The organism is Nostoc sp., from assembly GCF_036917395.1.
Lineage (GTDB): Bacteria > Cyanobacteriota > Cyanobacteriia > Cyanobacteriales > Nostocaceae > Nostoc.
Genome location: NZ_JBALDI010000081.1, coordinates 63,834 through 90,767 on the forward strand (window position 1 = coordinate 63,834; position 26,934 = coordinate 90,767).

Below are 26,934 nucleotides of genomic sequence, written 5' to 3' on the forward strand. Positions count from 1 at the left end.
AGCCTCCTGGTATAGGAGGCTGAAAATTTAGCGGAGAAAACTTGTTAAACTATGGCTTTGCAGCGATCGCTCCTCCTAATGCAGAGAAAATTGCGGAAACGGATGCTGTGGCAAATAGCCACCAAGCGGCTGTAGCTGCGGCTTTGCGGGTTTCTTCAGCTTGCCGCTGTGCTTGAAGCTTCACCTGTTCTAGGCGGCGTTGTGCTTCTTGCTGTATGCGTTCTGCACGTTGCAATACTGTATTTCGGGCCCGTTCAATTTGGTCGATGATGCCGTTGGCATCTTCCTCAGAGATGTCCTCACGAGAACTCATAATTGCCACTAGGGTTTCACGATCAAAAGAAGATAGGCGATCGCGTAGGGCATCAAACCCCGCCTGAGGATCGTCGAAAACTGTGCGAATATCGCGTTTGATACTATCATAGTTAAGTTCCGGGCGATCCAGAGAGTTAAGATAGTTACGGATGCGGCCGAAAACCCCATCAATTGCATCTTGAATGCCTCGTTGGATGTTCCGCACTTGTTCTACAAATTGATCCCTTACGGACACCATGTTATCGGCAATCCGTGCCGCTTCCTCATCAGAAATATCTTCCCGAATTTTTAGCAGGGCGATGATCGTAGAACGGTCAAAATGGGAAAGGCGATCGCTAAAAGTTTCCACCCCAACTCGTGGATCGTGCAACAATAATTGCAAGTCGCGCTTGATACTTTCTGGATTGAGTTCTTCTTTGCCAGTTTGCCGCAGATACTCTTCCACATTACCTTTGAATGTTTCGATTCTTTGCTGTGTGCGGGTAGCTAGACGACGAGGCGCACGCACAAAGTTGCGAATCGAAGTTTGTGTAGAATCAATGATTTCATTGACTTGTTCTTCACTTAAGTCTTGGCGTTGACTGAGCAACTTCACCAGTGTATCTCGGTCTACCTGCGACAACCGACGGCGCAGTGCGACGGCTCCCTCCTTGGGATTTTCAAACAATCTGGTCAAATCTCGCTGGATACCTTCTGGGTTCAGTTCTTGTTTACCAGTATTCCGCAGATAATCTGTGATCGTGGTGGTAACAGAGTCGTATTGCTCTTTGGCTTTTTCCACAACAGCTTGCGGTGTGTGGCGAATACTATGCCACGACTCCTCAGCAGCATTGATGGCTTGATTAACTTGATCTTCATTCAAATCTTGCCGCTGACTCAACAATTGCACTAAGGTATCGCGGTCAAAGCGAGACAAGCGGGCCCGAATTGAGGTAATTCCAGCTTGAGGATCTTCCAGTAGCTTTTTGAACTCCGCGCGGATGGCATCAGGATTCAGTTCTGATTTCCCTGTATTACGCAGATATGATTCTACATTCAGCCACAGGGTTTCTGCTTGATATTGTGCCTGTTCTGCTAATCCTTTGGATTCTACCAAGACGCGATCGCGTTGTTTTTCAAACTCATCCAGAATGCTGTCTACTTCATATAGCTGGACATCATTACGTTGCAGCAATATCTCCCGAATCTCCTGACGTGTAACCAGCGCCAGTCGCAATGTCAGGGTTTCATAATCTGCCTCTGGGTCTTGCAACAGTGGTTTAAAATTCTGCTCAATGCCTTCGGCTGTCAAATCTGCTTTTGGGGTAACGAGCAGATAACTTTCCACTGCCCGTTGCAAGTCTTGGACTATCTCTCTTTCTTCAGCAGCTGTCACTGTCACCAGCACCTCTTTGCGGACAGCTTCCAGCTGATTTGCAATCCGCTGAATTTGGGCTTGGGTAAGTAGTCCCCGCTGTTGCAGGATGTTGACGAAATCGTTGCTGGATAGTCGTTCTACTTCTCTCTTGACTATTCCTGAATCAGCAGCTGGATCGTAGATGACATCACGAAATTCTTGGGCAATTTTTTCCTGACTTAGTTGCCAAGCATAAGTGTTGTGCAGGTAGTTTTCGACATCAGCCCGAATTGGGCTATAGGGTTCTGAAGGTGTTGGCAACCCTAGCTTATCTGCTTGTTGAGTGACTTTATCTTTGGCAGTGGTAAGGCTACGCAAGATTTTTTCCACATCCAAATCAGGCAAATCTGTCCGTCCCAACACAGTGGCGCTTAAGGCAGATAGTCCTTGCTGGAGTGTACTTTGAATTAACCCTGGAGCCGCCTTTTGGTCAGCTTGTTTGGAATCACGCTTTTCTGCTACTAACCGATCCAGTTTGGCATTGAGTTCATCTGTCTTGCTTTGTCCTGCTGGAACTGATTTTAGATAATCCATTAACTCAGCCAGACCGTCTGGGGTGGGTGATTGCTGACTCACCACTTGCTGCCAAACTTTATACAACGTATCAGCAATGCGGCTAACGTCTTTTTTGGAAAGGTCGGTGCGACTGCTGACTAACTCGATAAACTTCTCACGGTTGATGTTGCGAATATCTGAAGTCCCAGCGATCGCTTTTAATTGTGGATCGTTGAGTAAATTTTCAAAGTCACCCCGAATTTTCGACAAATCTAACTCTGGGGGACGGAGCTTTTCTAAGTAATCCTCTATGTTCTCCCGGATACTTGTAGGGTCGATGGCGCTCCCTAGTTCCCGACGGATAGCGCTAGCGGCAGCTTCAGCCGTCGCTACAACTTGGTTATTGACAGCTTTAGCGCCTAGTGCAGCGGTGGCTGTCCCCATAATCGCCTGAAAACCAGAAGTTGCCGTATTGACGACTGAGCCAATTAAGGAACCTACGGTGGTGGAACTTACCCAAACGAGGATTAAAAAGTAAGCACCCCAAATTACCAAGCCGAGAATCGCTCCCAATGCTGGGTCTAAAATTACCAGGCTCAATTTCACCGCCAGAAAAGAAGCGATTAATAAGGCGATCGTCACAGTGACTAATGTCCAAATCCCCACTGCGGTGCCGATTTTGCGAATGCTGCCGCCCAAACTTCCGACTTCCCCAGAATCGGAATCCGAGTCAGATGAGTGCCCCAGGTAGGAAATACCGGCTGCAAGCGAGAGATTAGTTAGAACTAATTGGAAAGCAAAGGCTAAAATCACGCCGGAGATTAAAGCCACAAAAAAGCGTGGCCCAGAAGTGAGAACCGATGCCTGTGCTGGCGTGACGTTTGAGGATTCTCCTTGAATCTGTGCTAACCACAATAGTGGTTTGTAAAGTCCCACTATGATTTCCGTACTTTGGAACATTGTATTTCCTTCTACTAAGTTTAAATTTGGGGAATTAAGATTTTCTTGAGAAGCAACTCTTAGTATCGATTATGTCTGTATCTATTGCAATACCTAACTCTGTTTAGCTCACAATCGTAGACTTTAGCTGTTTCAAGCATCTCTCCAAAGGCTGAAAACTATATCCAGCAAAAGATATAACTTTTATTATCTAACTATGAAAATGTTCAGTATGAACTTAAAAAGCTGGCTAATTATTGGCTGCCACTTTTTAATTTTAATTGCTTAATCACAACGATTTATTTTTCTGTAATTATAGTTTAATTACTAAAAAGTTACATTTCTTTACATTTTGATTTTTATCACCCTCTTAGGGTGGATTTATCTATACCAATATGTAGTTGATTATGTACCTGTAGTTTGTGCCTACAGACAGAAAGCAATTTAGTTATTAACAGGTACATTAAAGTTAACAAACGAATTGTTAAGGATAACAAAGATGGCAACTTGTTCTTCCAGACAGAGATTTGTCAGTAATTGCAACACAAGGTAATGGTTGCGATCGCAATTATTTTCTGTTTGGCTGGACACCTCAAGCCGAAATCTGGAACTGTCGTTTAGCAATCATTGGCTTCCTTGCCTATTTACTTTGGGATTTAGTCGGCTATAGCGTCCTGCGTGACGTTTTACATCTGATTGGCTACTAGATAGAAATTAAACACCTAAAAAGCTACTAAATTTTGGAGAAACAAATGGCAACTCAAGAAACTCGGCCTTCTACTGATTTACCAACTGTTGCAGCAGAATACAACGGCGTAGATCGCAATGCTTTTCTGTTTGGCTTTACACCTCAAGCCGAAATTTGGAACGGTCGCTTGGCAGCTATTGGCTTTCTTGCCTATTTACTGTGGGACTTAGCCGGTTATAGTGTCCTGCGCGATGTTTTGCATCTGATTGGCTACTAAATAGAAATTAAACACCTAAAAAGTTACTAAATTTTGGAGAAACAAATGGCAACTAAAGAAACTCGTCCTTCTACTGATTTACCACCTGTTGCGGCAGAATACAACGGCGTAGATCGCAATGCTTTTCTGTTTGGCTTGACTCCTCAAGCCGAAATTTGGAATGGTCGCTTGGCAGCTATTGGCTTTCTTGCTTATTTACTGTGGGACTTAGCCGGCTATAGCGTCCTGCGCGATGTTTTACATTTGATTGGCTACTAAATAGAAATTAAACACCTAAAAAGTTACTAAATTTTGGAGAAACAAATGGCAACTAAAGAAACTCGTCCTTCTACTGATTTACCACCTGTTGCGGCAGAATACAACGGCGTAGATCGCAATGCTTTTCTGTTTGGCTTGACTCCTCAAGCCGAAATTTGGAATGGTCGCTTGGCAGCTATTGGCTTTCTTGCCTATTTACTGTGGGACTTAGCCGGTTATAGCGTCCTGCGCGATGTGCTACACCTCGTTCAACGTTAGTGACAACTAAAGAGTTATACCGATTACCTTTGAGGTAGCTTTAGAACAAGGGGATTTTGCCCCTTGTTCGTCTTACCAAGCTTGTTTCGTGCAGTTTCACAAAGAATTGGTATTAGGAGTAAATGGGAACTCGTTTTTATCTCAATTTACCACCTGTTGCTAAAGCTTACAACCGCGTAGATCGTAATGCTTTTCTGCTTGGCTGGACTCCTCCCAAAATTGAATTGGTTATATAGTAGCAAAAAAGCCACCTAGTTATAGGTGACTTATATATGATTACAATTTGATAAAAATTACTGAAATTATAAACAGCGATTATTCATCAATACAACTGGGAATACCTAAAACGGCGCAGGGGAAATTAGAACTTAATGCCTCAATCATCGGATGATTAATAGATTGGCAACCGAGAAACAGAATATCGGCAGCTTCTGATTCAACAACTTTCTTAAGTTCTGTGGAAATGCAGCCAAACCGTAAATGAGATTTAAAAGAACCCTGCCATTCTTCAGCCAGACTCCGGGCTTGCCAAAGAATTATATCTGCTTGTTGCAGGGGAGTTACCACTGTCTGCAATTTTGGTTGAGTTAATACCTGTGTGACAGACTTTGATATTTCACTGACTTGACATTTTAATGAAGGCTGTTGTTTTGGAAAGCTGAAGATGTTTGAATACTGGCTGCTTTGATTGTCTTCTACCACATAAACGGCTTGAACTGTGACTTCTGCATTAGTGGCTAAACGCGTTTGATGGGCAATCCAAAAGGCAATATCTAATGCCGTATGACTGTTAGGAGATGCGTCATAGGCAACAATTAAGTTAACTGCTTTTTCTATTTGAGGTTTTTTAGAAAAAGGTTTCTTTGGTTCTGGCAATAGTACCATTTGTTCAATTAAGTCATTTCGACCTGTAGCACTTTGCAGACGTGCTAACATTGGCTTGATTTGCACAGCTTTACTTCTCCCAATGAAATGAATTTACAATGAGAAGCAGGGGGACAAATTTTGGATTTTGGACTTCGGCTTACCTCGGCTTTGCTCGGCAAAAGTCGCTCAGTCGAACGATTTTGGATTTCAGATTGAGTGACGATAACCAAAATTTCAAATCTTAAATCAGTCAAGGAAACCCCAATAATAACTGTATTACAGCCAAAATTTTGGGGGTTCCTTCCATTGCCTACGGAGTTAGCTGACGGGCTAAGACTGGAAGGTGTCTCTCGTAAGATTAGCCCCAAACATTGGTTCCTCCGTTCCAAATCCAGCTTTCATGAATTTGAATTAGGCTACCCACTAAAAAAATGATAATCTAATTTACTCGTCTTGGGCAAAATATCGATCAAGGAAATTTAAGGCGTGGTTACGGAGTTCAAAATACTCTTTTGAGTTTCGCATGGCGGCGCGATCGCGTGGACGCTCAAAAGGAACTTCTAATATCTCCCCTATACTAGCAGCTGGGCCATTGGTCATTAATACGATGCGATCGGACATATAAATTGCTTCATCTACATCGTGGGTAATCATCATCACTGCTTGCCGATTATTTTCCCAAATATCTAATACTTGCCGCTCCAATTTGCCACGAGTTAGTGCATCTAGTGCCCCAAAAGGTTCATCCATCAGCAACATTTTCGGACGAATTGCTAAAGCTCTGGCAATACCTACTCGTTGTTTCATACCTCCAGAAATTTCATCAGGATATTTGTCAGCCGCCGCCGTCAAGTTTACCATTGCCAAGTGCTGATTTACAATGCTAATTTTTTCAGCCCGATTAGCATTTTTTAACACTTCATCCACGGCTAAACGGATATTTTCTCGTACTGTTAACCAAGGTAACAGCGAATAGTTCTGAAATACCACCATCCTTTCGGCTCCTGGCTGACGAATTTCTTGTCCATCTAGCCTGACTGAGCCGGAAGTGGCTTTTTCTAACCCAGCTACTATCTTTAGTAGAGTTGATTTTCCACAACCTGAGTGACCAATTACAGAAATATATTCATCTTCACCAATCGTCAGATTAACCCCATCTAAAATGACAAAGTTATCTTTATCAGGTGTCGGATAAGACTTGACTAAATTTTCAATTTCTAAAAATCCAGGGCGGGACAGAACTTCGCTCTGGGTATTAATAGGTAATGAGGTATATTCCATCATCAAATGCTCCGGAAATAATTTAGTCATCAGTCAATATTTGAACTTGAAATTTAAGACATGAAAAAGTTATTCGGAGCGTTAGCCCTGATGGCAAAACTATTCAGATAACCCACAGGATCGCTGGGGTCGAAGCCTTTCTTATCTATAAATACTTCTGGTGGTTCGACCTTGTAATCATCTTTGGGACATTTGATGTTCATTTCAGATGCTATCTCCCGATATAAATCTGTTCTCCAACCTTGTGCAGCTAGTTTTTCAGCATTTTTGGGGAATTTCTTAATTTGTCCCCACCGCGCTGCTTGTGTCATCAACCAGATACTTCTTGATCTCCACAAAAATGTGGAGTGTTCTCCTGGCTGTTTGGGAAGGTTGTCAGGAATATCGAAGAAAATCGTGGTGTCAGCGGCTTTGATGGTGCGGTCTTTGCCATCAAAGCCGCCATAGTTGTAGTTGCCGATAATTCCGGGACTAGTAAACTTCGCTATTGGGGCATCTTTCTTTTTAGGTCTTGCACCTGTAAAGGAACGGTCTGTTATCAGTTCAGCTACTTCTTGGCGATTTTCTACTTTGCTGCAATACTGGCAAGCTTCAATCATCGCCTTCACCAAGGAACGATAGGTTTTGGGATATTTTTCAATGAAAGATTCCATCACCCCCAAAAGTCGATCTGGGTGTCCTAACCAGACTTCTTTACCTTGTGCGAAGGTAAAGCCGATGTTTTCATTACCTGTTATTGCCCTTGTGTTCCAGGGTTCTGCAACCATGTAAGCTTGCATTGCACCAATCCGCACGTTTGTTACCATTTGGGGCGGGGGAACGATGATAACGCGAAACTCTTTTAGCGGATCAACACCAGCTGCGGCAGATATGTAACGGACAAAGTATTCGTAAATGGCAGAACTTAGAACAACTGCCCAAACTTTGCGTTCTGGCGGCTGCTGGTCAAAGTAGCCTCGGAAATCGCGTCCAAAGGCTTCCAAAGCACCATCACCATATTTTTCTTGATACTCATACCACGGACGCAGCCCAAAATCCCACATGGCTTTGTTCATTGTCATGGCGTTACCGTGGCGGTGAATGGTCATGGCTGCACACAAGGGGGCATGGCGTGCGCCTTCGGCACCAATTCTGGCGTTGGTGACGGCACCAGATACTACGGGTGAAGCATCTAGGCGACCAAAAATTAAACCGTCGCGGGAGGTGGCCCAACTGGCTTCACGGTTGAGTGTGACGTTCAAACCATATTTGCGGAAGAAACCTTTTTTCCAGGCGATCGCAAATGGCGCACAATCATTAACGGGAACGTAACCAACGGTGATCTCGGATTTTTCTAGGTCTTGAGATCTAATTACTGGTTGAACAGCTAAGGCTTCTTCAGTTAGTCCTTTGGCGGATCTATCTCCTGAAATTCCACAGGAGGACAGCGCTATTCCCGTTGTGGTTGCTCCTATTCCTTTGATAAAGTCTCGTCGAGTCCAGTTATTATCACCCATTCTTGTAGCTCCATTGGTGATTAATTTGGTTGTAAGATAGGCTAACGCCAAGGCGCAAAGTTAAAGCGTCTTATGCATCTTGATCCGAAAAAATTTAATCAGTTAGAAGCTGTAGGGCGGCGAGTTACTAATTCTTGGATTTTGCCCACGGCGTAATCCAGAATTAACCCAGTTAAGCCAATTATCAACACAGCTAAAAAGACTGAACTCAGGTTTAAGCGACTCCATTCATCCCAGACAAAAAAGCCGATACCAATACCGCCTGTAAGCATTTCCACCGCGACGATTACTAGCCAAGCTATCCCTAAACTAATTCGTAAACCTGTAAAAATATAGGGCAAACTTGCAGGCCAGATGATTTTTGTAATTCGTCGCCAACGGGGCATTTCTAGCACTCGTGCCACATCTAAATAATCTTTAGGAACGCTAGAAACTCCTAAAGCGGTATTAATAATTGTCGGCCATAAAGAGGTAATAAAGATGACAAAAATGGCGGAAGGATCTGCTAAATTGAAAATTGCTAAGGCGATGGGCAGCCAAGCTAAGGGCGATACGGGTTTAAAAATTTGAATGATCGGATTGAGCGCTAGCATTGCCGGTCTGGACATGCCAATTAGAAACCCCAGAGGAATCGCTACTACTGCACCTAATAAAAAGCCCAGTAATACCCGGCGCAGACTTGCTATCAACAACCAACCAATTCCTAAGTTGCCGGGGCCTCTTTGATAGAAGGGATTTAAGATGTAGTCTAGATTAGCAACTAGCGCTTCTGGTGGGGTGGGCATCAATTCATGGTTGGCAAGTGAGACAATCCACCACAACACAATTATTCCCAAGAAGCCCAACACAGGTAGAAAGAAGACATCTCTAAGGATGACAGGTTTTGCCTTTTTCCAAGCAGCTTGCCCAGCGATCACTGCGATCGCTGCCAAATTTAGTTGAAATATCATTTACGACCTCAACAGATTTAAGTGCAGGTACAAAAAATCCGAGCAGTACCAGCCTTGGACACCGATGAGATCGGAACATTATAAAAATGCCGTCTCTTCAGTCTCCTCTCAATGCCTACGAAGTTAGCTGACGGGCTAGGGCTGAGAGATGCCCTTCTGAAGAAAGTTATGAGTTATGAGTTATGAGTTAAATATTAATAACTTCTAACTCCTCACTCTCAACTTTTCACTTTCTCTAAGATACGCCCCACAATTTGGTTCCTCCGCTCCAGCGTTATGCACTGTAACACGCTGGATTAGGCTGACTTACTCTAATAGATAGTAGTTATCAACAATATAACATCAATGCTCAGTAAAAGCCAACTGTATTATGATAAGTGTTGTTTATTTCAATACCTAAATTAAGTGCTTACCTTTGCTTTTCGGTAATTAATAAAATTTATAATTTTTTATAATTTTAGCTGCGTTGTGAGTAAACTCATTGCACAGCCAGCTAAACAACAATAGTTAAGTCAGGCATCAAGTTCGTTACCTGCTTTTTTAACATTTCTTAATAAATATTATTTTTTACAAGTTTTAGATACAAATGGTTAATTTAGTAAATAAAAAAATGAAATGTATTCCTTTTGGTAGGTGAACTAAATTGCTTAATTTGGTTAAAGACCACTGCACTAGCTAAACTAATTGCATATGGAAGTTTACTCATCTATCTCTTAGCTGAATTTAACAAAATGGATTTTAGTCAAGTACTGGCTGAAAAAACGGACACCATCATAGATAAATGGATTGCAGCAGTTCGCAAGGATAGACGGATTGAAAGTGCTGATGACCTATCTTATACAGCGGTAAAAGATCATATCCCTGATGTTTTGAAGGCAATGGTAACGGTGCTTTCAAAATCTCAGGATAATGATATTGAGTCAATAGTTACTGCCAGTTTTCAGCATGGGACTATTCGAGCTGAACAAGGTTTTGATCCAACAGAAATTGCTAGAGAATATCATTTGTTGCGAACAGTAATATTTGATGCTCTACAACCAGATTTCTTGAACGGAACACCTGTAGAGATAATTCGTTCTATGCGTTTGATTGACGCTATTATAGACGAAGCGATCGCTCGGTGTTTCAAAAGTTATGTTGAGGAGCGGTTGCGAGAATTACAGCAGTTGCAGTCATCACTAACAATCCATAATCAGGAACTCACACGCTTGATTAGCGCTAATCAAGAGTATCTTTCGCAACTAGCCCACGAATTGAAACATCCTCTAACTTCCATTATTGGTTACTCGGATCTGTTTTTACGCCAACAACGACGAAAGACACAGGTGAAGGACACCTCTGCCAATTTAGAACATATTGAGCGGGTACTACGCAATGGTAGACAATTACTCCACCTGATCAATGATGTATTAGAACTTTCGCGGTATGACGCAGGACAGATAAAGCTTCACCTAGCATCCACCGATGTGCGTGAATTAATCAATAATGTGTGTGAAATGTTGGAACCTTTAGCTGCTGGGAAAAATTTAAAAATCGTAGTAGATTGCGATCGCGCTCCCAAAGAATTAATCACAGATTCTTTTCAATTCCAACAAATTGCTACAAATCTTATCAGTAATGCGATTCGCTATACAGAGTTGGGTACTGTTATTATAATGTGTCAGGTGTTGGAGAACCAGAGATGGGCGATCGCAGTTTGTGACACTGGAATTGGCATTGCACCCGAAAACCAAGCCCAGATATTTGAACCCTACTTTCGCGTCAGTTTTAGCGATCGTCCCTATCTCCCTGATAGCACAGGATTGGGATTAGCGATCGTTTCCCGCTTGGTGAAACTACTACAAGGTACAATTAACCTAGTATCTGAAGTGGGAGTTGGTTCTACCTTTACGGTAATTTTGCCTTTAGAAATAGAGAGTTGATTTCGCGCCAAGACGTAAAATTTTTCTCTGCACCTCTGCGTGAAATCAAAAAACATTTTTACAATAAACCTTGTTTTTTTAACTTAGCTAGCGCATCCTCAGCAGCAGCTTTCTCTGCATCTTTCTTATTGCGTCCTTTACCTTCCCCGTAAATTATTCCATCTACCAATACTTTTGCTATGAATTCTGGCGCGTGAGAAGGGCCTCCTATGTGTTCTGTGAAATATTTAGGAGGAGTTGGGGTAACGTTACGTTGCACCCATTCTTGAAAGCGATTTTTTGAGTCTACATTAGAACGAGACACAACTATATGCTTAGGATCTACAGAATCAAATAGCGGTTCTATAATTGCGCGAACTGCTTCAATATCTGAATTTTTATCCAAATAGTAAGCACCAAGGACTGCTTCAAAGGTGCTACTGAGCAAATTAGGATTTTGGTAGCCTCCGTCTCGAATTGCGCCTTTTCCTAACCGCATCCTAAAGTCTAAACCGACTTCCTCGGCGAACTTTGCCAATTGCTTCTCATCTACCAGCGCCGAACGCCGCCGCGTTAATTCATCTTCTCCCATTTCTGCATGACAATTATATAGATACTCACCACTCAAGAAATTCAGCAAAGCATCACCAAGAAACTCTAAGCGTTCATTATGTTCGCCTTCTCCAGGGTTTTCATGGACATAAGAACGGTGGGTAAGCGAACGGCGGAGAAGTTTTTCATCATGGAATATTAGAAGTTTGTGCATTTTTACATTTTCCTCTTTTTGGTAGTTAATTGAATGGAAAAGGTGGGCATCTTGCCCACCCTAGAAGATAAAATCCTAATAAAATTGAGATGCTACTTAGAAACAGTCATTCTTAATCCAAACAGGTGGATAGAGACTGTTTCCACGAGCGTTATTACACTGAAAACAAGAAAGCCGTAAGTTTTCAAAAGAATTAGAGCCGCCATGACTCTTGGGTAAAAGGTGTTCAATCGTCAGCCTCTCTTGTGGTATATTTTGGCGACACCACCAACAGTTAGAGCCATAAAAATCACTAAGTTGCTGCTTCTTATTACGTTTTTGTTTGGTATTCATTTTATCGATGTTCCATTTTGCTTGTTGTTTACAACAGCATTGGAATATTACGCATTTAGGGTTAACGAATTTCTGTTGAGGGAATTTATCAAAAATGAATCTCCCTCGATAAAAAATTCGCTATTTACGCTTTCGTTTGGTTTAAGTCTCAGCCGTAGAATTCCTAGTTTCCTAGCAAGTTTCGCGTCATCCTTTCCCCTGAAAATCTACCCAAACATTTTGTCTTCCTGTTGAAAGTCCAGTCAATCAGTTGACTTGACATTGGGCTGAATATTCAGCCGAAGGGATGACACGAAGCTCGGCAGGAAACTAGGAATTCTGCTGCTGAGACAACACCAAAAACCTGCGCTTTAGAGTGCGGTTATTTTGCTGTCTTACATACACCTTAGTATAAAGGATGCTAGATGTCAATATAGTTATTCATGAAGATTCGTCAGCGATCGCCCATATCCATCAAGTTAAAAAATCATCTATGCAGAAGTGTTGAATATTAAGAAATCTGCTATCAAAATAGCCGAAGATATTTTGAAATTTGGGCTAACTTTTTAAAGATAATGATTATAAATTAGGTTTTCCAGATTGTAAAAAATATCCTTACCCCTTTGCCTAAAAATGATTATCCAGTTTTGAATAATCGTCTTATTGTTGAGTGTTGGTTAGTTTATGCACTGGATAATAGTTGAACGAGTATGCATAATTTTTTAAAAAAATCGAATTAGACATCTGGTGAAAAAAGAGACGTAGCAGTGCTACGTCTCTACAAGGGTTCTGGATAAGCTATATTTAATTTCTGGAGATTGTCTATTCGACTCTATGGTTAATCAATGGGGTCAGCACCGATCGCACCAATAGCTGCTTTAGCGATCGCGATATCCTGCTCAACAGTGCCACCACCGACGCCAATGGCTCCCACATGCACGCCACCAAAACGGATAGGCAGACCACCCCCAAGATTGGTTAACAAATTTCCAGATGCTAAGGGTAATGCCACTGCTAGGTTATCTGAGAATGTCCCAGTGGGGCGGCGGATTGAAGCAGCGGTTTGGGCTTTGCGTTTGCTGGTTTCGATGCTATGGGGAGTTGCCCCATCACCATGCACAAAGGCAATCAGAGTCAAAAACGAGTTGTAAACAGCAATAGATACGCCAACTCCCAGACTGCGGCTTTCTTTTAAAGCAGCTTTAGCAGCTGCTAGTGCCGTATCAACTGTGATTAATTCAACAGTTCTAGTAGACGCAGATGTTTGTACCATGATTATTAACTCCCGACTCCAACCGTTTGCCGTTCTCGCCGTGCGACTTCTGCATGTACTAAAGGAATGACATCACGCCCATAAGCGATCGCATCTTCTAGGGGATCAAAGCCCCGGATTAACAAGGTAGTCACACCTGCATCGTAGTAATCAACTAAAGCCTCTGCTACTTGTTCTGGTGTACCCACTAAAGCTGTAGTGTTGCCTGCCGCACCAGTAGCTGCTGCGATCGGTGTCCATAGACGCTTATCGTAAACCTCATTTTTGGCTGCAAAATCCAGCAGACGTTGTGACCCTACCGCTTGGGGTCTAGCTGGGGTAGCTATTTTCGCCCCTCCTCGCAAGTCTTGAATTCGCGCTAAAATGCTATGTGCTTTCTCCCAAGCCTGTTGTTCTGTAGCACCAAGAATAGGTCGCAGAGAGACGCTGAAGCGAATGGAACGACCAGGTGGTAAGGCAGCACGTACCTCTGCTATTCGTTCTTTAACTGCGGCAATTGGCTCACCCCACAAGGCGTAAACATTACTGTGTTTAGCTCCTACCTGTACGGCTGGGCCAGATGCACCACCAAAGTAAAGCGGGATGTGGGGCTTTTGCAGCGGCTTGATCGCTGAAAAAGCATCCTTGAGGCGGTAAAATTCACCTTCGTAATCAAAGGGAGTGTCGCTTGTCCAGATGCGACGAAGGATTTCTAAATATTCATCGGTGCGGCGGTAGCGGCTGTCATGATCCAGCCAGTCGCCATCTTTCTGCTGGTCAGCATCACTGCCACCGGTAATAATATGTATTGCTATCCGACCGTTTGTAAAATGGTCAAGGGTAGCTGCCTTGCGAGCTGCCAGAGTTGGAGCTACAAAACCCGGACGATGAGCAATCAAAAAGCCCAATCGCTCGGTTGCTGAAGCTGCAAAACTAGCAATAGTCAAGCCATCAGGGCTACTAGAACTATAGCCAATCAATACTTTGTCAAAACCTCCTTCTTCATGGGCTTTGGCAAATTCACGAACATAAGCTGGATCAATGATGTCATCGCCCAGACTGCCTCCTCCACTATTTAATTCTGAAGCTGGTTTTGTCCGGATCAATCCAATAAATTCAACTGGCATAATTAATTCTCCTGAAAATGTTGGGGAGTAAGAATTTTAGATTTTAGATTTTGGATTAAAGAATTGAAATTTACAGCTATTTTCAGGTAAATAGACCACGCGGTAGGGGCGCAAGGTCTTGCGCCCCTACGACAGATGTGGTTCAAATACTTGAATTCTGCTGTAATCTAAAATCATCAATTCCATTATCCAAAATTGAATTGCCCAATGCCCCATGCCCAATACCTAATACCTAATCAAATAAGTCTGGTTGGTCGTGGGTAATTTCATCCCACAAATACTGGAATCCACCCCAGCCTGCTTGGTGAGTACCACCGCGTTGTTGTATTTTTAAGGCAATGTCGTGGTCAATCAGGATGGGTTTTCCTACAGCTTCTGCTAGCAATTGCGCCTTAGCAGTATCCTCTAACCTGATGTACCACCAAGCGGCTTCATCCACACTGTGTCCCACGGTCAATATTCCGTGGTTGCGTAAAATCGCAGCTTTGCTTTTGCCTAGTCCCTGAGCAATGCGTTTTCCTTCACTTGTCTCCAATACAATGCCTGTAAAATCATCAAATAGAGCATGATCTTCGTAGAAAGCACAGGAATCTTGGGTAATTGGGTCAAGCAACCGACCCAAAGTTGACCAAGTTTTGCCGTAGAAGGAATGGGCATGAGCCGCTGCGATGACATCAGGGCGGGCTTCATGGATTTGAGAGTGAATGGCAAACGCTGCTTGACTTACTTTGCCTTCACCTTGGATTACCTGACCTTCACTATTCACTAGTATCAGGTCTGATACCCGAATGCGACTGAAATGTATCCCAAAGGGATTGACCCAAAAGTGATCCGTAAGTTCGGGATCACGGGCAGTGATGTGTCCTGCCAATCCTTGAGCAAAACCTAAACGTGCAAATACCCGAAAGGCTGCTGCCAAGCGTTCTTGGCGATGGCGACGCTCCGATTCAATGGAGACGAAGGTCGGTGGTTGAAACGGATTGCTGGGGCGGACGAGAGAAGTTTGCACCATAATTTTCAACTCCTACGTATGAATTAGGTAGACGGTGCTGCCTCACTGCTGGTGGGAGCGTCAAGGTTTGTCGTATAGACATCGCTTCACCATTAAACTAGCGAGACAACAAATTATTTATGGTTATGGCTCAATAGGCGATCGCAGTTTTTACCACTCCAAATACGTATTGTTCAATCAATGTCCAGTGGACAACGCTACAAATAACTTTTAGCTGATAACCGTAAATACGTTACTAATTACTTGATATCAGATTTTAAACTACCTAGTAACAACAAATTTCTTAACTAGAGTAGTGATACTATCAAATAAACTACGGTAAGTCAATATGTTTACAGTTGTTTAAACTACAATGAAGTTATCACAGTTCATTTAAATAAGCAAGCTCAATATGGAGTTCTGCTGGAAAATATACTTGAGGGGAATGTTATCTCTGTTGTATGCAGACTGTTGCGATTCGTTAAGCTGTGGAGCGATCGCTGAAATTTGCGATGCCTACGGCGGTAAAATAGGCACGGTTTTTTCGGTTATTACTAGGACTAGTCCTTTCAAGATGACTCGTAAAATCTCTTGTTTTTTCTCAGCGCTACGGGCAGTTTGCTCAAGTCGGGAAACCCGCCCATGCAACTGCCCTCCTCTGTGCCTCTGCGGTTTAAAAGTAATTTATTATAACTGTAAAGGCACATGTAACATACAATACGCAAGAGTTTTCAAGTTTATCAATCTCTATGTTGTCAGTACGTCAGTTATTAGAGCAGTTAGCATCGCTTGAGAAGTCTCAAAATTACTAACTACAGCATTTCATTAATTTGTAGCGAATGGAAATGCTGCTCATTGCGGCATAAGTCGCAAGTAAGGGAGGCAGAGCCTCAATGAAGGGCATTCCCAGTCTGAGACTGGGAACGAGTTAATGTCTCATTTCTTAAACCTGAATAAACTTACTAGTTTACATATCTTGTTTATATTCTTCTAACAATTGCGGAATGTGATCATACCCATCTACACCAATAATCGCAATGATTTTAGGGCGATGCTGCTGTAAGAACTTTTGGAAAGCTTCTGCCCCTATTTGTCCTTGCAAAATTGTCAGTAACCCTGCCGGTTGATGCCACTCACTAGAAGCAATTTGCTCTAAAAGATACATTCCCAAGCAGCCTGTGTAAACGGTTTTTTCCGAATTTTGTAGATGATAATAAGCTTCTGCCAAATAAGCTAAGTTCCGCCCTTGCAGATACAAATCGCCGGAAAATTGCGCTGTTTTAAAGCCATCTTCTAGATATTTAATTGCCGTTTGGTGTTGTCCAATTACTAAATAGGCAATTCCTAAGCTGCTGACACATAAGGCTTTACTTTGAATATCGCCTAATTTTTCTGATAATTTTAAACCTTGTTCCAAATAGTTAATTGCGGCTTCATAGGTTTCGGGTTCTAAGTTTTCCAATTCCTGAGCCTGCATGACTTCGCTGTAACCTAAATTTACCAGCGCGTTGGCTTCTCCTGTGCGATCGCCTGCTTGCCGACTCAGTATTAATGCTCGTTGACTGTAGTTGATTGCCTCAGGATAATTTTGCTGTTGCACGTAGGTACGGCTGAGGTGGTTGAGATTGGCAATTTCACAGGGGCGATCGCCTGCATTCCTGGCGATCTCCAGTGCCTGCTGATGAAAATCAAGCGATCGCTGATATTGTCCCAAAGCACGCTGAGAATAGCCTAAAAGTGTCAAAATTCGCGCCTTTTCCTGGGTTCCCTCACCTCGTCGCAGGGGTTCATCCAAATAATCTAGGGCATCTCGCAAATAAGTGCCAGTAAAAGAGGCAAAAATCCCGCCGTAAAAGGGAAAATACGGACGTTGGGCAAAGGTTCGCAAAATCTGGAGCATAATTTGAGAACAGGCATCGCCGTACACTGTCCCAATGCTGCCAAAACCACTTGCTAACTGACTCCAAATCACTGCAAAGGTCAAAAAAGTGGAAATTGACAACTTTGGCCCGGCTTTAACATCGTAAGCTTGTTGGTCAAACCAGTTAATTAGTCCCCGTTGCAAGTACTGTAAAATCAATGCCATTTCCACCCAATCTCTGAGGGTGATTCCCCGTTGTCGCTGGGCAAACTCAATTGCCGATTCTTCCATAGCCAAGGTGCGAAGCAGTGCTTGGGGTAATTCACTATTGAGTTGTTTAGCCCAACTTGCCCAAGGGCCACGTTCTCCCGGTACACCGCCAAATCCTAAAGATTCTTTTTGTTCATACATCCAACTGAGCAAGTTGTCTTGCAATTGCTGCCAAGAAGCTAAACCACGGGTAATACCTTCAGAAAATTGTTCTAAATCAGAATCTGCCTGGGCAAATTGCTGTAATGCTTTTGACAATTGCTGTAACTGTTGCAAATTTAGCGGATACTTCTGATTGGGGTCAGTAACCCGGATAAATGCCGCCAGCCGCTCGTCTGCCGCAGATGTGGTAATTTCTGTAACTGCGGAGGCGATCGCTTCTGTGGCTTTGTTTTGCTCTTGCCAGCGCTGCCATTGACTTTGAATGGTTTTAATGGCTCTCAAACTCCGAGTCGCCTTGCCTTTCTTGAGTTCGTCTTTTTCACTATCTACTTGGCTTTGAAGAGCATTCAGGCGATCGCTCAAAGCTAGCTCAAAGACTTCTCCTGTACCGGAAGTGATTCCTTTAAGCAGCATTTGATACACCATATCAACAGAGCTAATTTTGCCCTTGAGGGTGGTTTCGACAATTTCATCGATTAAGGCAAGATAGCGATCGCGCAACGGCAGAGATTCTGACACTTTGGCTATAGAGAACGTCACGTCAATTCTAATTCTAGTCTTGACAGAGGTGCAGGAGTGGGGAAAATCGGGAATTTCAGTAGTTCAAAAGTTTTCCAGAAGCTTTATCAGCCTTTCTTTGAACTAGGAAACGCAATCCGCCGAAATCAGCTGATGATTTGCCGCTCATTTATCTCGGTTCTGGATGGACTTTCCTGTGAGCGCGACTACTCGCGATCTCCAGCCTGAAAAACATTGGCTGAAACCCTTATTTTTCGAGATGCTGAAGTTTTTGAAGTATTTTAACTTTTTTATTCGTAATTACTTTATTTATAAAAAATAACAATATCTACAAAAGTAATTATTATCTCTAACAGTCACTTTTAAAACTCAATAAGTATAATAAAAATATTTATCCCTTAAGGAGTAGTTCTAAAACCCTATTAAGCATGATTTAAATGGTTTACTAATATGATATAATCTACTTCTTTGTGAATAAAGATACTTTTAAAATATTTTATGAGTAATGTTTGTAACAAATGCAAAATCCTCAGAAGTTCTTAACCCTACCCCAACCCTAAAGCAGCCAATTTAATATCATTAATGGTCAAATTAATGCATTTATTTTGTACTGCAAAAAATCGAGAGAATTTTTAATGAGTAACCTATTGCCGGACGAGGATGTAAAAATTTTAGTAATTGGGGCAGGAGTAAGTGGTCTAACAACCGCGATATGTCTGAGAGAGGTAGGTTTTAGAGTTGTGATTGTTGCAGATCGTTTTGCCCCAGATTTAACTTCTATTGTGGCAGGTGCATTGTGGGAATGGCCACCAGCAGTCTGTGGTAGTCATGGTGCTCCCAGATCCCTGGAACGCTCTAAAAACTGGTGTATGACTACCTATAATAAATTCAAGAAAATACACGCAGAGTTTGGCTCAGAAGAAACAGGACTTTATTTGAAGGATGCGTATTTCTATTTCAAGGATGTTTTGGAAAATCGACCTACTGAACTTCGTAAAATGAATGAGTTGAAAGATAAGGTTGATGGATTTGAAAGAGGCTTACAGATTGTCAAAGAAACGATTGATTTGAATTTTAAAGGAGGTATAAAAGATGCTTATAAACACATGGCTCCGACGACAAACACGGATGTCTACATGAAGTGGTTACTTCAACAGGTAAAGGATATTGGATGTGAGATTATCCAGGAAAAAATTACTGTCAATCTGGTTCAAAATGAACAGGAACTACTTCGTCGTTTTAATGCAAAGGCAATTGTTAACTGTGCTGGACTAGGTTCGATAGCAACTACAGGGGATACTTCCATGTATCCCTTGAGAGGCGCACTTGTCAGGGTTAAGAATCTCGGTAAAGTTGTAACAGACGCTCATTGTATTTCCCACGAAGAATCTTCTTCAAATGAGCAAGACATCGTTTACATAGTTCCTAGAGGCGATGATTTGGTGGTCTTGGGAGGATTAACACAGCAAGACCAATGGGACACAGACCTATCTCTTGAGGTTCCAATTATCCGACAGATGTATGATGGCTGTTTGGAGTTTCTACAGGAATTAAGAGAACTCCCACTAGATGAAAAGGAGCCTGTTAGGACTGGTTTACGACCATTAACAGAGGAAAATGTTTGTGTGGAAAGGGTTTTAAACACACACGTATTTTATAACTATGGACATGGAGGGTCGGGAGTAACTCTATCATGGGGATGTTCACAAGAAATTGTCCAGTTGGTACAAGAAATGCTCCGCGAGGAGGCAAATCCAGTTGCCTTGAACAGTAGTAAGATGGATAGCAATAAGCAGATTGTCTTTGTGCTGCATGATATGCTTCCCAGCAAAACTGATTTTAGCCATATCCGAGCAGATAATAGAAATCTGGTTTTGCTCTGTAGTAGGGAAGGACTCAGTAAGGTTATACCCTCCCAGTATCAGCACTTGGATCTTGTGCAGATTGTAGAACCTTATAATTTGCAAAATCTGCTCCAAACCTATCAACAGATTAAGACTGATTATAAACTTTTGGATGACAACTGTCGGATTGTTACCAATGATCAGTATTCAGTGCTGTTAGCTGCACAGTTGCGTGAAGCTCTAAATCTAGTAGGCGATCGCCCAACAATGATCCGCCAGTTTACCGATAAGAGTTACCTCAAATCTACCCTCAAAAATTCTCTGATTCAGGTGCCAAAGTATCTGATTTTTGCTCAAGACCAATACCGTAAAGAGCCAGTTTCATACTTAAAGTTTGTTTTAGAAGAACTGGGTAATCACATCTTTATCAAACCAGTTACCGGAGCCGGAAGTGAAAAAACCAGAAGAATTCATACTGTTGATGAATTGAAAGCCTGGTGTGACAGCAATGTAGATTCAGATGAAGAATTTGAATTCAATGAATTCATTACAGGTCAACTATATAATACAAGTGTTGTCCTCAAAAACGGTCAACCTTGTTATTTTGCTGCTTGCAAACAGTATCGACCTAATGATGAGTTCATTTATGGTCATCAAATCGGCAATATTATTGTTAGAGAAGAAGATCCAGAATTTCATAAACTTTGGCAATTTTCAAGTGATACGTTACAAAGTTTAGAACACGGTTACCCCAAAAATGGTGTACTTAATATTGATTTCTTCCTACAAGAAGGTAGCGAAGAACCGATTCTGATCGAAGTAGCTGCACGCACCCCTGGAGGGCTTGTATCGAGAATGTTTGACATATATCAGGGGGTACGTCTAAACGAGTTACATCTCCAATTACAGATTGGTGATTCTCCTGACATCATTCTCAAGGATAGGAATGAGTGGAAGTACAGCGCTTCCTCGATTCATCCCAAGCAGGACGGTGTTGTTACAGCAATTGAGAAGCCAATTCTCGAAAGTGATGTGGAAATTTCTTGGCAGATTTATTTGGAACAGAGACTGAAAGGATCACAAAGTACGAGGGATGTTGCCATTGCTATTCTTTTGAGCAATCATGACTATTCAACCCTTCAAGGGGACTATGAGGTAGCCAATTCTACCAATTTCTACAATACTAAGTAAGGATTTTTTCTAGCAGGCTGAAGCTATAGCAATCCAATTTGATTTGTAAAAAAATCTAAGTATATGTAGGGGAGCCAGCCGTCTGGGCGGGTTTCCCGACTTGAGCGGACAGTACGGCACCTAAAATCCGAGGTGGTGCGTTATTCTTTAGCGTAACGCAACGCCCTTCGGGTTCACCAGTCGCCTACAGCCTCTACATAAACGGCTTTCATTGGCAGATTGACAATGAATGTCGCTCCCTGTCCAATTCCTAGACTCGTGTAATTCTACCAAATGGCGGGATCGCTAACCCTAATCCTAGTCCACCATGCGATCGCACTGTCGTTAGCTTCAATATATTCTGGTGCTATCATGTCGCGTCATCGAAGCCCTGCTAGTAAATCTTCCTGCGAATAACCTACCATTCTTAAAAAAGCATCATTAGCCTTTGCGATCGCCGCTTAATTCTGTCCAGGGTATTGTTAAAATACAGTTATCCTAACTTATGAGTTAAATAGGTGGGAAAATGGGAAGCATAGTTGCTTATTTTAACAGGAATGCCCCAAAAGGAGATGATGCAACGATATCCCCTTGAGGAGCAAAACTTGTCAATTCAGTTGTTCCTAAACTTTCGGATTCCTAGAACAGGAATTATCTAGGATTAATGTGGCGTCTAATCCCCCATCCTGGATTGACAATGGCGGCTAAATCTTCTTCAGACAATTTGCTGATTTCACTGTCTAGTTCTTCGACTGTGAAATCATAGCCTTGCTCTTGAGCAATCTTGATGAAGGCTTCTGGGTCAGCTGTTACTTTGAGTCTTTGTTGTAATGCTTGATCTTGTTTTACGGCTTGAAAAAGTCGGGTAGCATTTTGCTGTGTCATGACAATCCATCTCCTGTTTGAAATATCAGGTTTGAATGTAGTAATTTAACTCCTGTGGATTCCCTAAATTCTGTGAAGAACTTTTAGATTAAGCGTGTAAGTCTAATTTTAAAACAAAGAATAAAAATGTGTGGATTCTGACAAGAAAGTATAAGTTTTAGTCTAAATATTTCTGCTACTTTGTAAAAGTCAGCCCTAAGATAGAAGCAGTATTTAACTAAAAAGCATTTTACATTTTTTGGATGGGTGATTAGCGATGACGGCTTTTGGTAAATGAAAGCTTGACTTGACACCTGTTAATAAAATATAATATTAGATTGTCTGTCTAATTCCTGCTCGGATCAGGTAGACATATTACAAAAGCTGGTAAAAGCGTCTCTATAGGAGATAAAAACCAGCTACCTGTACGGCAACCTCAAGGACAATTCCATGACCTACGCAATTATTGAAACTGGCGGTAAACAAATACGAGTAGAGCCAGGGCGGTTTTATGATATTGAACTGCTTACGACCGAACCAGACGAAAAAGTTACAATAGACTCCGTATTACTCGTGCAGCACGATGGCGAAGTCAGCATTGGACAGCCACTAGTGACAGGTGCGACTGTAGAAGGGACTGTACTGCGACATTTCAGGGGTCGTAAAGTCCTGGTATACAAAATGAAGCCGAAAAAGAAAACTCGCAAAAAGCGGGGGCATCGTCAAGAAATTACCAGACTTATGATTGACTCCATCACTCTTAACGGTGCAGTGTTTGCTGCCCAAGGAGAACCGGAGAAGGAAACCCCTGTTGCAGATGACACTCCTGCCGAAGAAGTTGAAACCGCTGCTGAATAATAGAAAGAAGTAGATACACAAGAGGAAATCATGGCTCATAAGAAAGGAACAGGTAGTACACGCAACGGTCGTGATTCTAATGCCCAACGTCTGGGTGTCAAGCGTTATGGCGGTCAAGTTGTACGTGCAGGAAACATTCTCGTGCGTCAGCGCGGCACCAAATTTCACCCTGGTAATAACGTCGGTATTGGTAGCGATGACACTCTGTTTGCCTTAATCGACGGTGTTGTAACGTTTGAGAGAAAGGGCAAAACCCGTAAAAAAGTTAGTGTTTATTTACCCGTAGCTGCTGCTGAGGCAGCCCCTGCTGAGGCAGTAACAAGTTAGAGTTGTTTGGGTGGGTAACAGTGCCCACCTTAACCCTCTTTTGTCACTCTGGGAAAACAATAATTTCAGCAAGATTCTGAAAGTTTGATTTAGTCGAGCTTTGAGCCAATATTATCTAACAGTAACTAAAGTTTGTAGCCAAAACTGGAAAACTAAAACTCTGAAAGGCTTTCAGCGATTGGCTTCTCCCAAAGTTACAAAAGAGGGTTAATCGCTAGTTAGCGCTCACATGATGGTCATATTTGCATAAATATTTCCAATACTTCCTTAAAAGCCGCTTTGTTCCTTTGTTGCCCATAGATTACTATCAGAAGCATCAAAGCGCACAGGTTATTCACTAACAAAATATTACACAAAGAAATTGGATTGCGTAGCTGGTGTAGCGATCGCTGTGGCTGCGATCGCTATTCTTCTCGGTTGGGATGTGCAGATACAATTTTGGCTGGCTCCATTCTTTCCTACGCAAGAACTCTCTGAAACTCTTATTCCTTTGCGGTAGCCTGCGGCAAGCCGCTCCGCGTCTACGTTTTATCATGATTTTGCGTAAGTCCTGAAGTACAAAAATATTTACCGTCATTGCTTCGCTTTGCCGATCGCGGTGACTTAAAAGCATTGCAAGTCAGCCAGAACCCAAAGCGCAAGAACTACGCATGGCATCGGTTAGTTTATACTGCAATCATTCCAGTGCTGCTGCTGGCAATCTTGAGTGGTTTGGCGATGTACAAACCTGCCCAACTGCATTGGATTTCTGGGCTGTTTGGTAATTGGCAAAATCTCCGCACTGTTCACTTTATCACTGTTCCCACTGTCATACTGTTTACAATTGCTCATTCCTTACTTGCCCTGAAGGTAGGAAGCATCCGTCTAATTAAGTCTATGTTCGTGTAGAGGTTCCATGAGTCTGATTCTTCCCAAACGCACCCTATCCCGTCGGCGGTTACTGCAACTATCTGGACTTTCAGGCGTAGGCTTTCTTTTAGGTGGCTGTGGGACAAATTTGTTCTCAGATAATGTGTGGCAAATATCTGAGCCACTGAATGAACGTCTTGAAGCACTCCTGCTAAGTCAAAAACCTGTACCAGAATTTCCTGTCAGTGCCATAGAAGCAGACAAATTGCTGATTAATACCTTTGACTTCACCCCGCAAATTGATCCGGCGCAGTTTCGGCTGAGGATTGATGGTGAGGTTAGTAATCCGATGCAATTGAGCATGGCAGATATTCAAAAACTTCCCTTAACTTCAATGGTAATTCGCCATATTTGTGTTGAAGGCTGGGCTGCGATCGTTGAATGGGGAGGCGTGCGATTACGAGACTTAGTAGCGCTGGTACAGCCTAAGTCAAACGTCCGCTATGTCTATTTCAAATCTGCTGATGGCTATTATGAAAGCTGGGATCTGGCCTCTGCTATCCATCCGCAAACTCTCATGGCTTATCAAAAGAATGGACAACCTTTATCAGTTGATAATGGTGCGCCCATGCGCCTAGCATCCCCAATTAAACTGGGCTACAAGCAAAGCAAGTGGGTGACTCAAATTACCTTTGTCAGCAATTTGTCACCTACTAAAGGCTATTGGGAGGATCAGGGCTATGAGTGGTTTGCAGGGTTATAGTCCAATACAGTTCAGTTAAGCATTTATTCCTTCTCTTTCTTCTCTTCCTTTGCGTTCAACTCTTCTCTACGAGAGGCTGCGCCAAGGAGACGCTACGCGAATGCGCCCTTGGCGGTAGCCTGCGGCAAGCCGCTCCGCGTCTACGTTAAAAAATGACTTTGATAAAGAGTTAAGCCTTAACTGAACTGTATTGCGTTAACGGAGCTAAAAGACTCGTTGACGGAGATAAAAGACTCGTTAACGGAGATAAAATACTCGTTGACGGAGATAAAATACTCGTTGACGGAGATAAAATACTCGTTGACGGAGATAAAAGACTCGTTGACGGAGATAAAAGACTCGTTAACGGAGATAAAAGACTCGTTAACGGAGATAAAAGACTCGTTAACGGAGCTAAAAGACTCGTTAACGGAGATAAAATACTCGTTAATGTATCTCAATTAGCTGCCTATCCCGCCCAGCACTCAAAGTACTGGGCTAATAGCCTAAGTCCACTCAAGTGGACTGCAATTAATCTCAAAAAATTGCTTAGACCAATTTACAAAAACCTTGATACATATAGATATTTCGTAGGGGCACGGCATTGCCGTGCCCTTACCAACGTATTTGTATCATTATTAAACTAAATTTGTATTAGTCCTCTTTAGAGGACTTAAGCTATTAGACTGGGATTTGAATCCCACGCGGGTAATGCAGCCGGTGCAGATTACCTAAATTACTCAAACCAACGGGAGACAAAAGCAACCATTCTCCTGAATCAAGGCTGACGATTCCGCCGCAAGTCTTCTAGATTTTTACGAATGGTTATTGTATTGGGATGATTTGCTCCCAACCGTTTTTCAGCAATCTCCACAGCTTCGATTAACAAAGGTTCGGCATTGCTGTACCTTCCCTGTGATTTGTAGAGTGCTGCCAAATTGTTCAGGCTAGTTGCCACCGAGGGGTGTTCATCCCCCAGCAGGCGTTTTCTCATCGCCAAAGCTTCGATTAACAAAGGTTCGGCATCGCTGTACCTTCCCTGTGAATAGTAGAGGAATGCCAAATTGTTCAGGCTAGTTGCCACATCTGGGTGTTCATCCCCCAGCAGGCGTTTTGTCATAGCCAAAGCTTCGATTAACAAAGGTTCGGCATCGCTGTACCTTCCCTGTGAATTGTAGAGTGCTGCCAAATTGTTCAGGCTAGTTGCCACATCTGGGTGTTCATCCCCCAGCAGGCGTTTTCTCATCGACAAAGCTTCGATGTACAAAAGTTCGGCATCGCTGTACCTTCCCTGTGAATAGTAGAGGAATGCCAAATTGTTCAGGCTAGTTGCCACCGAGGGGTGTTCATCCCCCAGCAGGCGTTTTCTCATCGCCAAAGCTTCGATGTACAAAGGTTCGGCATCGCTGTACCTTCCCTGTGAATCGTAGAGTCCTGCCAAATTGTTCAGGCTAGTTGCCACCGAGGGGTGTTCATCCCCCAGCAGGCGTTTTGTCATCGCCAAAGCTTCGATGTACAAAGGTTCGGCATCGCTGTACCTTCCCTGTGATTTGTAGAGTCCTGCCAAATTGTTCAGGCTAGTTGCCACCGAGGGGTGTTCATCCCCCAGCAGGCGTTTTCTCATCGCCAAAGCTTCGATGTACAAAGGTTCGGCATCGCTGTACCTTCCCTGTGAATTGTAGAGTCCTGCCAAATTGTTCAGGCTAGTTGCCACATCTGGGTGTTCATCCCCCAGCAGGCGTTTTGTCATCGCCAAAGCTTCGATGTACAAAGGTTCGGCATCGCTGTACCTTCCCTGTGAATCGTAGAGTCCTGCCAAATTGTTCAGGCTAGTTGCCACATCTGGGTGTTCATCCCCCAGCAGGCGTTTTGTCATCGCCAAAGCTTCGATGTACAAAG

23 protein-coding genes, 2 pseudogenes and 2 riboswitches are annotated in these 26,934 nt (G+C 42.8%); of the genes and pseudogenes, 12 read left to right on the top strand and 13 right to left on the bottom strand.

The window, feature by feature from the left end:
* Positions 1-49: 49 nt before the first annotated feature.
* Entirely contained in the window at positions 50-3,166 is a 3,117-nt protein-coding gene (locus V7K46_RS28850) for an MFS transporter (protein ID WP_335119359.1), read from the bottom strand.
* A gap of 506 nt (positions 3,167-3,672) precedes the next feature.
* Here V7K46_RS28850 and V7K46_RS28855 point away from each other — a divergent pair.
* The 4 genes from V7K46_RS28855 to V7K46_RS28870 are packed head-to-tail and all read left to right on the top strand — an operon-like array spanning position 3,673 to position 4,626.
* Positions 3,673-3,852 carry a high light inducible protein gene (locus tag V7K46_RS28855; RefSeq protein WP_335119361.1) on the top strand — a complete coding sequence of 60 codons (180 nt, stop codon included), beginning with the start codon at positions 3,673-3,675 and terminating at the stop codon, positions 3,850-3,852.
* Between the two features lie 45 nt (positions 3,853-3,897).
* Entirely contained in the window at positions 3,898-4,110 is a 213-nt protein-coding gene (locus V7K46_RS28860; protein ID WP_335119363.1) for a high light inducible protein, read from the top strand.
* A gap of 45 nt (positions 4,111-4,155) precedes the next feature.
* Positions 4,156-4,368, top strand: coding sequence for a high light inducible protein (locus tag V7K46_RS28865; protein ID WP_335119365.1), 213 nt, complete (start codon positions 4,156-4,158; stop codon positions 4,366-4,368).
* A 45-nt stretch (positions 4,369-4,413) separates the two neighbouring features.
* Positions 4,414-4,626: a high light inducible protein gene (locus V7K46_RS28870; protein ID WP_335119367.1), complete on the top strand. Its 213-nt coding sequence runs from the start codon at positions 4,414-4,416 to the stop codon at positions 4,624-4,626.
* A 315-nt stretch (positions 4,627-4,941) separates the two neighbouring features.
* Here V7K46_RS28870 and V7K46_RS28880 read toward each other — a convergent pair whose 3' ends face one another.
* The 4 genes from V7K46_RS28880 to ntrB all read right to left on the bottom strand — a co-directional run bounded on the left by V7K46_RS28880 (position 4,942) and on the right by ntrB (position 9,220).
* Positions 4,942-5,562 (bottom strand): universal stress protein, encoded by a 621-nt coding sequence (locus V7K46_RS28880; RefSeq protein WP_335119403.1) that lies wholly within the window; start codon positions 5,560-5,562, stop codon positions 4,942-4,944.
* 223 nt (positions 5,563-5,785) lie between these two features.
* Positions 5,786-5,921: riboswitch (cyclic di-AMP (ydaO/yuaA leader) on the bottom strand.
* A gap of 16 nt (positions 5,922-5,937) precedes the next feature.
* Positions 5,938-6,774, bottom strand: a complete 837-nt coding sequence (locus tag V7K46_RS28885; RefSeq protein WP_335119405.1) for an ABC transporter ATP-binding protein — start codon at positions 6,772-6,774, stop codon at positions 5,938-5,940.
* Between the two features lie 53 nt (positions 6,775-6,827).
* Positions 6,828-8,270, bottom strand: coding sequence for an ABC transporter substrate-binding protein (locus V7K46_RS28890; protein WP_335119369.1), 1,443 nt, complete (start codon positions 8,268-8,270; stop codon positions 6,828-6,830).
* A gap of 98 nt (positions 8,271-8,368) precedes the next feature.
* Entirely contained in the window at positions 8,369-9,220 is an 852-nt protein-coding gene (ntrB, locus tag V7K46_RS28895; RefSeq protein ID WP_335119371.1) for a nitrate ABC transporter permease, read from the bottom strand.
* Positions 9,221-9,317: 97 nt separating this feature from the next.
* Positions 9,318-9,533: riboswitch (cyclic di-AMP (ydaO/yuaA leader) on the bottom strand.
* Positions 9,534-9,951: 418 nt separating this feature from the next.
* On the opposite strand from ntrB, the gene V7K46_RS28900 reads away from it, so the two are divergent.
* Positions 9,952-11,142, top strand: coding sequence for a sensor histidine kinase (locus V7K46_RS28900; RefSeq protein ID WP_335119373.1), 1,191 nt, complete (start codon positions 9,952-9,954; stop codon positions 11,140-11,142).
* 58 nt (positions 11,143-11,200) lie between these two features.
* Here the strand turns inward: V7K46_RS28900 and rnc are convergent, their stop codons facing one another.
* Both rnc and V7K46_RS28910 read right to left on the bottom strand, forming a co-directional pair.
* Positions 11,201-11,887 (bottom strand): ribonuclease III, encoded by a 687-nt coding sequence (rnc, locus tag V7K46_RS28905; RefSeq protein WP_335119375.1) that lies wholly within the window; start codon positions 11,885-11,887, stop codon positions 11,201-11,203.
* A gap of 96 nt (positions 11,888-11,983) precedes the next feature.
* Complete coding sequence (locus V7K46_RS28910; protein WP_335119377.1) at positions 11,984-12,220, bottom strand: HNH endonuclease; 237 nt, start codon at positions 12,218-12,220, stop codon at positions 11,984-11,986.
* A 578-nt stretch (positions 12,221-12,798) separates the two neighbouring features.
* On the opposite strand from V7K46_RS28910, the pseudogene V7K46_RS28915 reads away from it, so the two are divergent.
* Positions 12,799-12,900, top strand: a pseudogene (locus tag V7K46_RS28915) (IS4 family transposase); the annotation flags it as partial.
* A 137-nt stretch (positions 12,901-13,037) separates the two neighbouring features.
* Here V7K46_RS28915 and V7K46_RS28920 read toward each other — a convergent pair.
* The 4 genes from V7K46_RS28920 to V7K46_RS28935 all read right to left on the bottom strand — a co-directional run bounded on the left by V7K46_RS28920 (position 13,038) and on the right by V7K46_RS28935 (position 18,381).
* Positions 13,038-13,472 (bottom strand): GlcG/HbpS family heme-binding protein, encoded by a 435-nt coding sequence (locus V7K46_RS28920; protein WP_298912403.1) that lies wholly within the window; start codon positions 13,470-13,472, stop codon positions 13,038-13,040.
* A 5-nt stretch (positions 13,473-13,477) separates the two neighbouring features.
* Entirely contained in the window at positions 13,478-14,578 is a 1,101-nt protein-coding gene (locus V7K46_RS28925) for an LLM class flavin-dependent oxidoreductase (RefSeq protein WP_335119380.1), read from the bottom strand.
* 232 nt (positions 14,579-14,810) lie between these two features.
* Positions 14,811-15,590, bottom strand: a complete 780-nt coding sequence (locus V7K46_RS28930; protein ID WP_335119382.1) for a class II aldolase/adducin family protein — start codon at positions 15,588-15,590, stop codon at positions 14,811-14,813.
* Between the two features lie 946 nt (positions 15,591-16,536).
* Positions 16,537-18,381 carry a tetratricopeptide repeat protein gene (locus tag V7K46_RS28935; RefSeq protein WP_335119407.1) on the bottom strand — a complete coding sequence of 615 codons (1,845 nt, stop codon included), beginning with the start codon at positions 18,379-18,381 and terminating at the stop codon, positions 16,537-16,539.
* 635 nt (positions 18,382-19,016) lie between these two features.
* Here V7K46_RS28935 and V7K46_RS28940 point away from each other — a divergent pair.
* Positions 19,017-21,416 carry an FAD-dependent oxidoreductase gene (locus V7K46_RS28940; RefSeq protein WP_335119384.1) on the top strand — a complete coding sequence of 800 codons (2,400 nt, stop codon included), beginning with the start codon at positions 19,017-19,019 and terminating at the stop codon, positions 21,414-21,416.
* Between the two features lie 630 nt (positions 21,417-22,046).
* Here V7K46_RS28940 and V7K46_RS28945 read toward each other — a convergent pair.
* On the bottom strand, positions 22,047-22,280 hold the full coding sequence (locus V7K46_RS28945; protein ID WP_334794170.1) for a Nif11-like leader peptide family natural product precursor: 234 nt from the start codon (positions 22,278-22,280) through the stop codon (positions 22,047-22,049).
* 429 nt (positions 22,281-22,709) lie between these two features.
* Between V7K46_RS28945 and rplU the strand changes: the two genes are divergently transcribed.
* The 5 genes and pseudogenes from rplU (at position 22,710) to V7K46_RS28970 (ending at position 25,056) form a co-directional block, all read left to right on the top strand.
* A complete protein-coding gene (rplU, locus tag V7K46_RS28950) occupies positions 22,710-23,117 on the top strand; it encodes a 50S ribosomal protein L21 (protein ID WP_273763262.1) in 408 nt (135 codons plus the stop codon).
* Positions 23,118-23,147: 30 nt separating this feature from the next.
* Entirely contained in the window at positions 23,148-23,444 is a 297-nt protein-coding gene (rpmA, locus tag V7K46_RS28955) for a 50S ribosomal protein L27 (protein WP_335119387.1), read from the top strand.
* Between the two features lie 361 nt (positions 23,445-23,805).
* Positions 23,806-23,943 (top strand): hypothetical protein, encoded by a 138-nt coding sequence (locus tag V7K46_RS28960; protein WP_335119389.1) that lies wholly within the window; start codon positions 23,806-23,808, stop codon positions 23,941-23,943.
* Between the two features lie 83 nt (positions 23,944-24,026).
* Positions 24,027-24,332 (top strand): annotated as a pseudogene (locus tag V7K46_RS28965) (cytochrome b/b6 domain-containing protein); the annotation flags it as partial.
* Between the two features lie 7 nt (positions 24,333-24,339).
* Positions 24,340-25,056, top strand: a complete 717-nt coding sequence (locus V7K46_RS28970; protein WP_335119391.1) for a molybdopterin-dependent oxidoreductase — start codon at positions 24,340-24,342, stop codon at positions 25,054-25,056.
* Between the two features lie 757 nt (positions 25,057-25,813).
* Here V7K46_RS28970 and V7K46_RS28975 read toward each other — a convergent pair.
* A partial coding sequence (locus V7K46_RS28975) for a tetratricopeptide repeat protein (protein WP_335119395.1) occupies positions 25,814-26,934 on the bottom strand: 1,121 nt, incomplete at its 5' end.

Bases quoted from the DNA above. Each gene is read 5' to 3' on its own strand.
- V7K46_RS28920 (WP_298912403.1), bottom strand. From the start codon at position 13,472: ATGGTACAAACATCTGCGTCTACTAGAACTGTTGAATTAATCACAGTT.
- V7K46_RS28880 (WP_335119403.1), bottom strand. From the start codon at position 5,562: ATGTTAGCACGTCTGCAAAGTGCTACAGGTCGAAATGACTTAATTGAA.
- V7K46_RS28885 (WP_335119405.1), bottom strand. From the start codon at position 6,774: ATGGAATATACCTCATTACCTATTAATACCCAGAGCGAAGTTCTGTCC.
- rplU (WP_273763262.1), top strand. From the start codon at position 22,710: ATGACCTACGCAATTATTGAAACTGGCGGTAAACAAATACGAGTAGAG.
- V7K46_RS28930 (WP_335119382.1), bottom strand. From the start codon at position 15,590: ATGGTGCAAACTTCTCTCGTCCGCCCCAGCAATCCGTTTCAACCACCG.
- ntrB (WP_335119371.1), bottom strand. From the start codon at position 9,220: ATGATATTTCAACTAAATTTGGCAGCGATCGCAGTGATCGCTGGGCAA.
- V7K46_RS28860 (WP_335119363.1), top strand. From the start codon at position 3,898: ATGGCAACTCAAGAAACTCGGCCTTCTACTGATTTACCAACTGTTGCA.
- V7K46_RS28890 (WP_335119369.1), bottom strand. From the start codon at position 8,270: ATGGGTGATAATAACTGGACTCGACGAGACTTTATCAAAGGAATAGGA.
- V7K46_RS28910 (WP_335119377.1), bottom strand. From the start codon at position 12,220: ATGAATACCAAACAAAAACGTAATAAGAAGCAGCAACTTAGTGATTTT.
- rpmA (WP_335119387.1), top strand. From the start codon at position 23,148: ATGGCTCATAAGAAAGGAACAGGTAGTACACGCAACGGTCGTGATTCT.
- V7K46_RS28850 (WP_335119359.1), bottom strand. From the start codon at position 3,166: ATGTTCCAAAGTACGGAAATCATAGTGGGACTTTACAAACCACTATTG.
- V7K46_RS28970 (WP_335119391.1), top strand. From the start codon at position 24,340: ATGAGTCTGATTCTTCCCAAACGCACCCTATCCCGTCGGCGGTTACTG.
- V7K46_RS28870 (WP_335119367.1), top strand. From the start codon at position 4,414: ATGGCAACTAAAGAAACTCGTCCTTCTACTGATTTACCACCTGTTGCG.
- V7K46_RS28865 (WP_335119365.1), top strand. From the start codon at position 4,156: ATGGCAACTAAAGAAACTCGTCCTTCTACTGATTTACCACCTGTTGCG.
- V7K46_RS28945 (WP_334794170.1), bottom strand. From the start codon at position 22,280: ATGACACAGCAAAATGCTACCCGACTTTTTCAAGCCGTAAAACAAGAT.
- V7K46_RS28940 (WP_335119384.1), top strand. From the start codon at position 19,017: ATGAGTAACCTATTGCCGGACGAGGATGTAAAAATTTTAGTAATTGGG.
- rnc (WP_335119375.1), bottom strand. From the start codon at position 11,887: ATGCACAAACTTCTAATATTCCATGATGAAAAACTTCTCCGCCGTTCG.
- V7K46_RS28925 (WP_335119380.1), bottom strand. From the start codon at position 14,578: ATGCCAGTTGAATTTATTGGATTGATCCGGACAAAACCAGCTTCAGAA.
- V7K46_RS28900 (WP_335119373.1), top strand. From the start codon at position 9,952: ATGGATTTTAGTCAAGTACTGGCTGAAAAAACGGACACCATCATAGAT.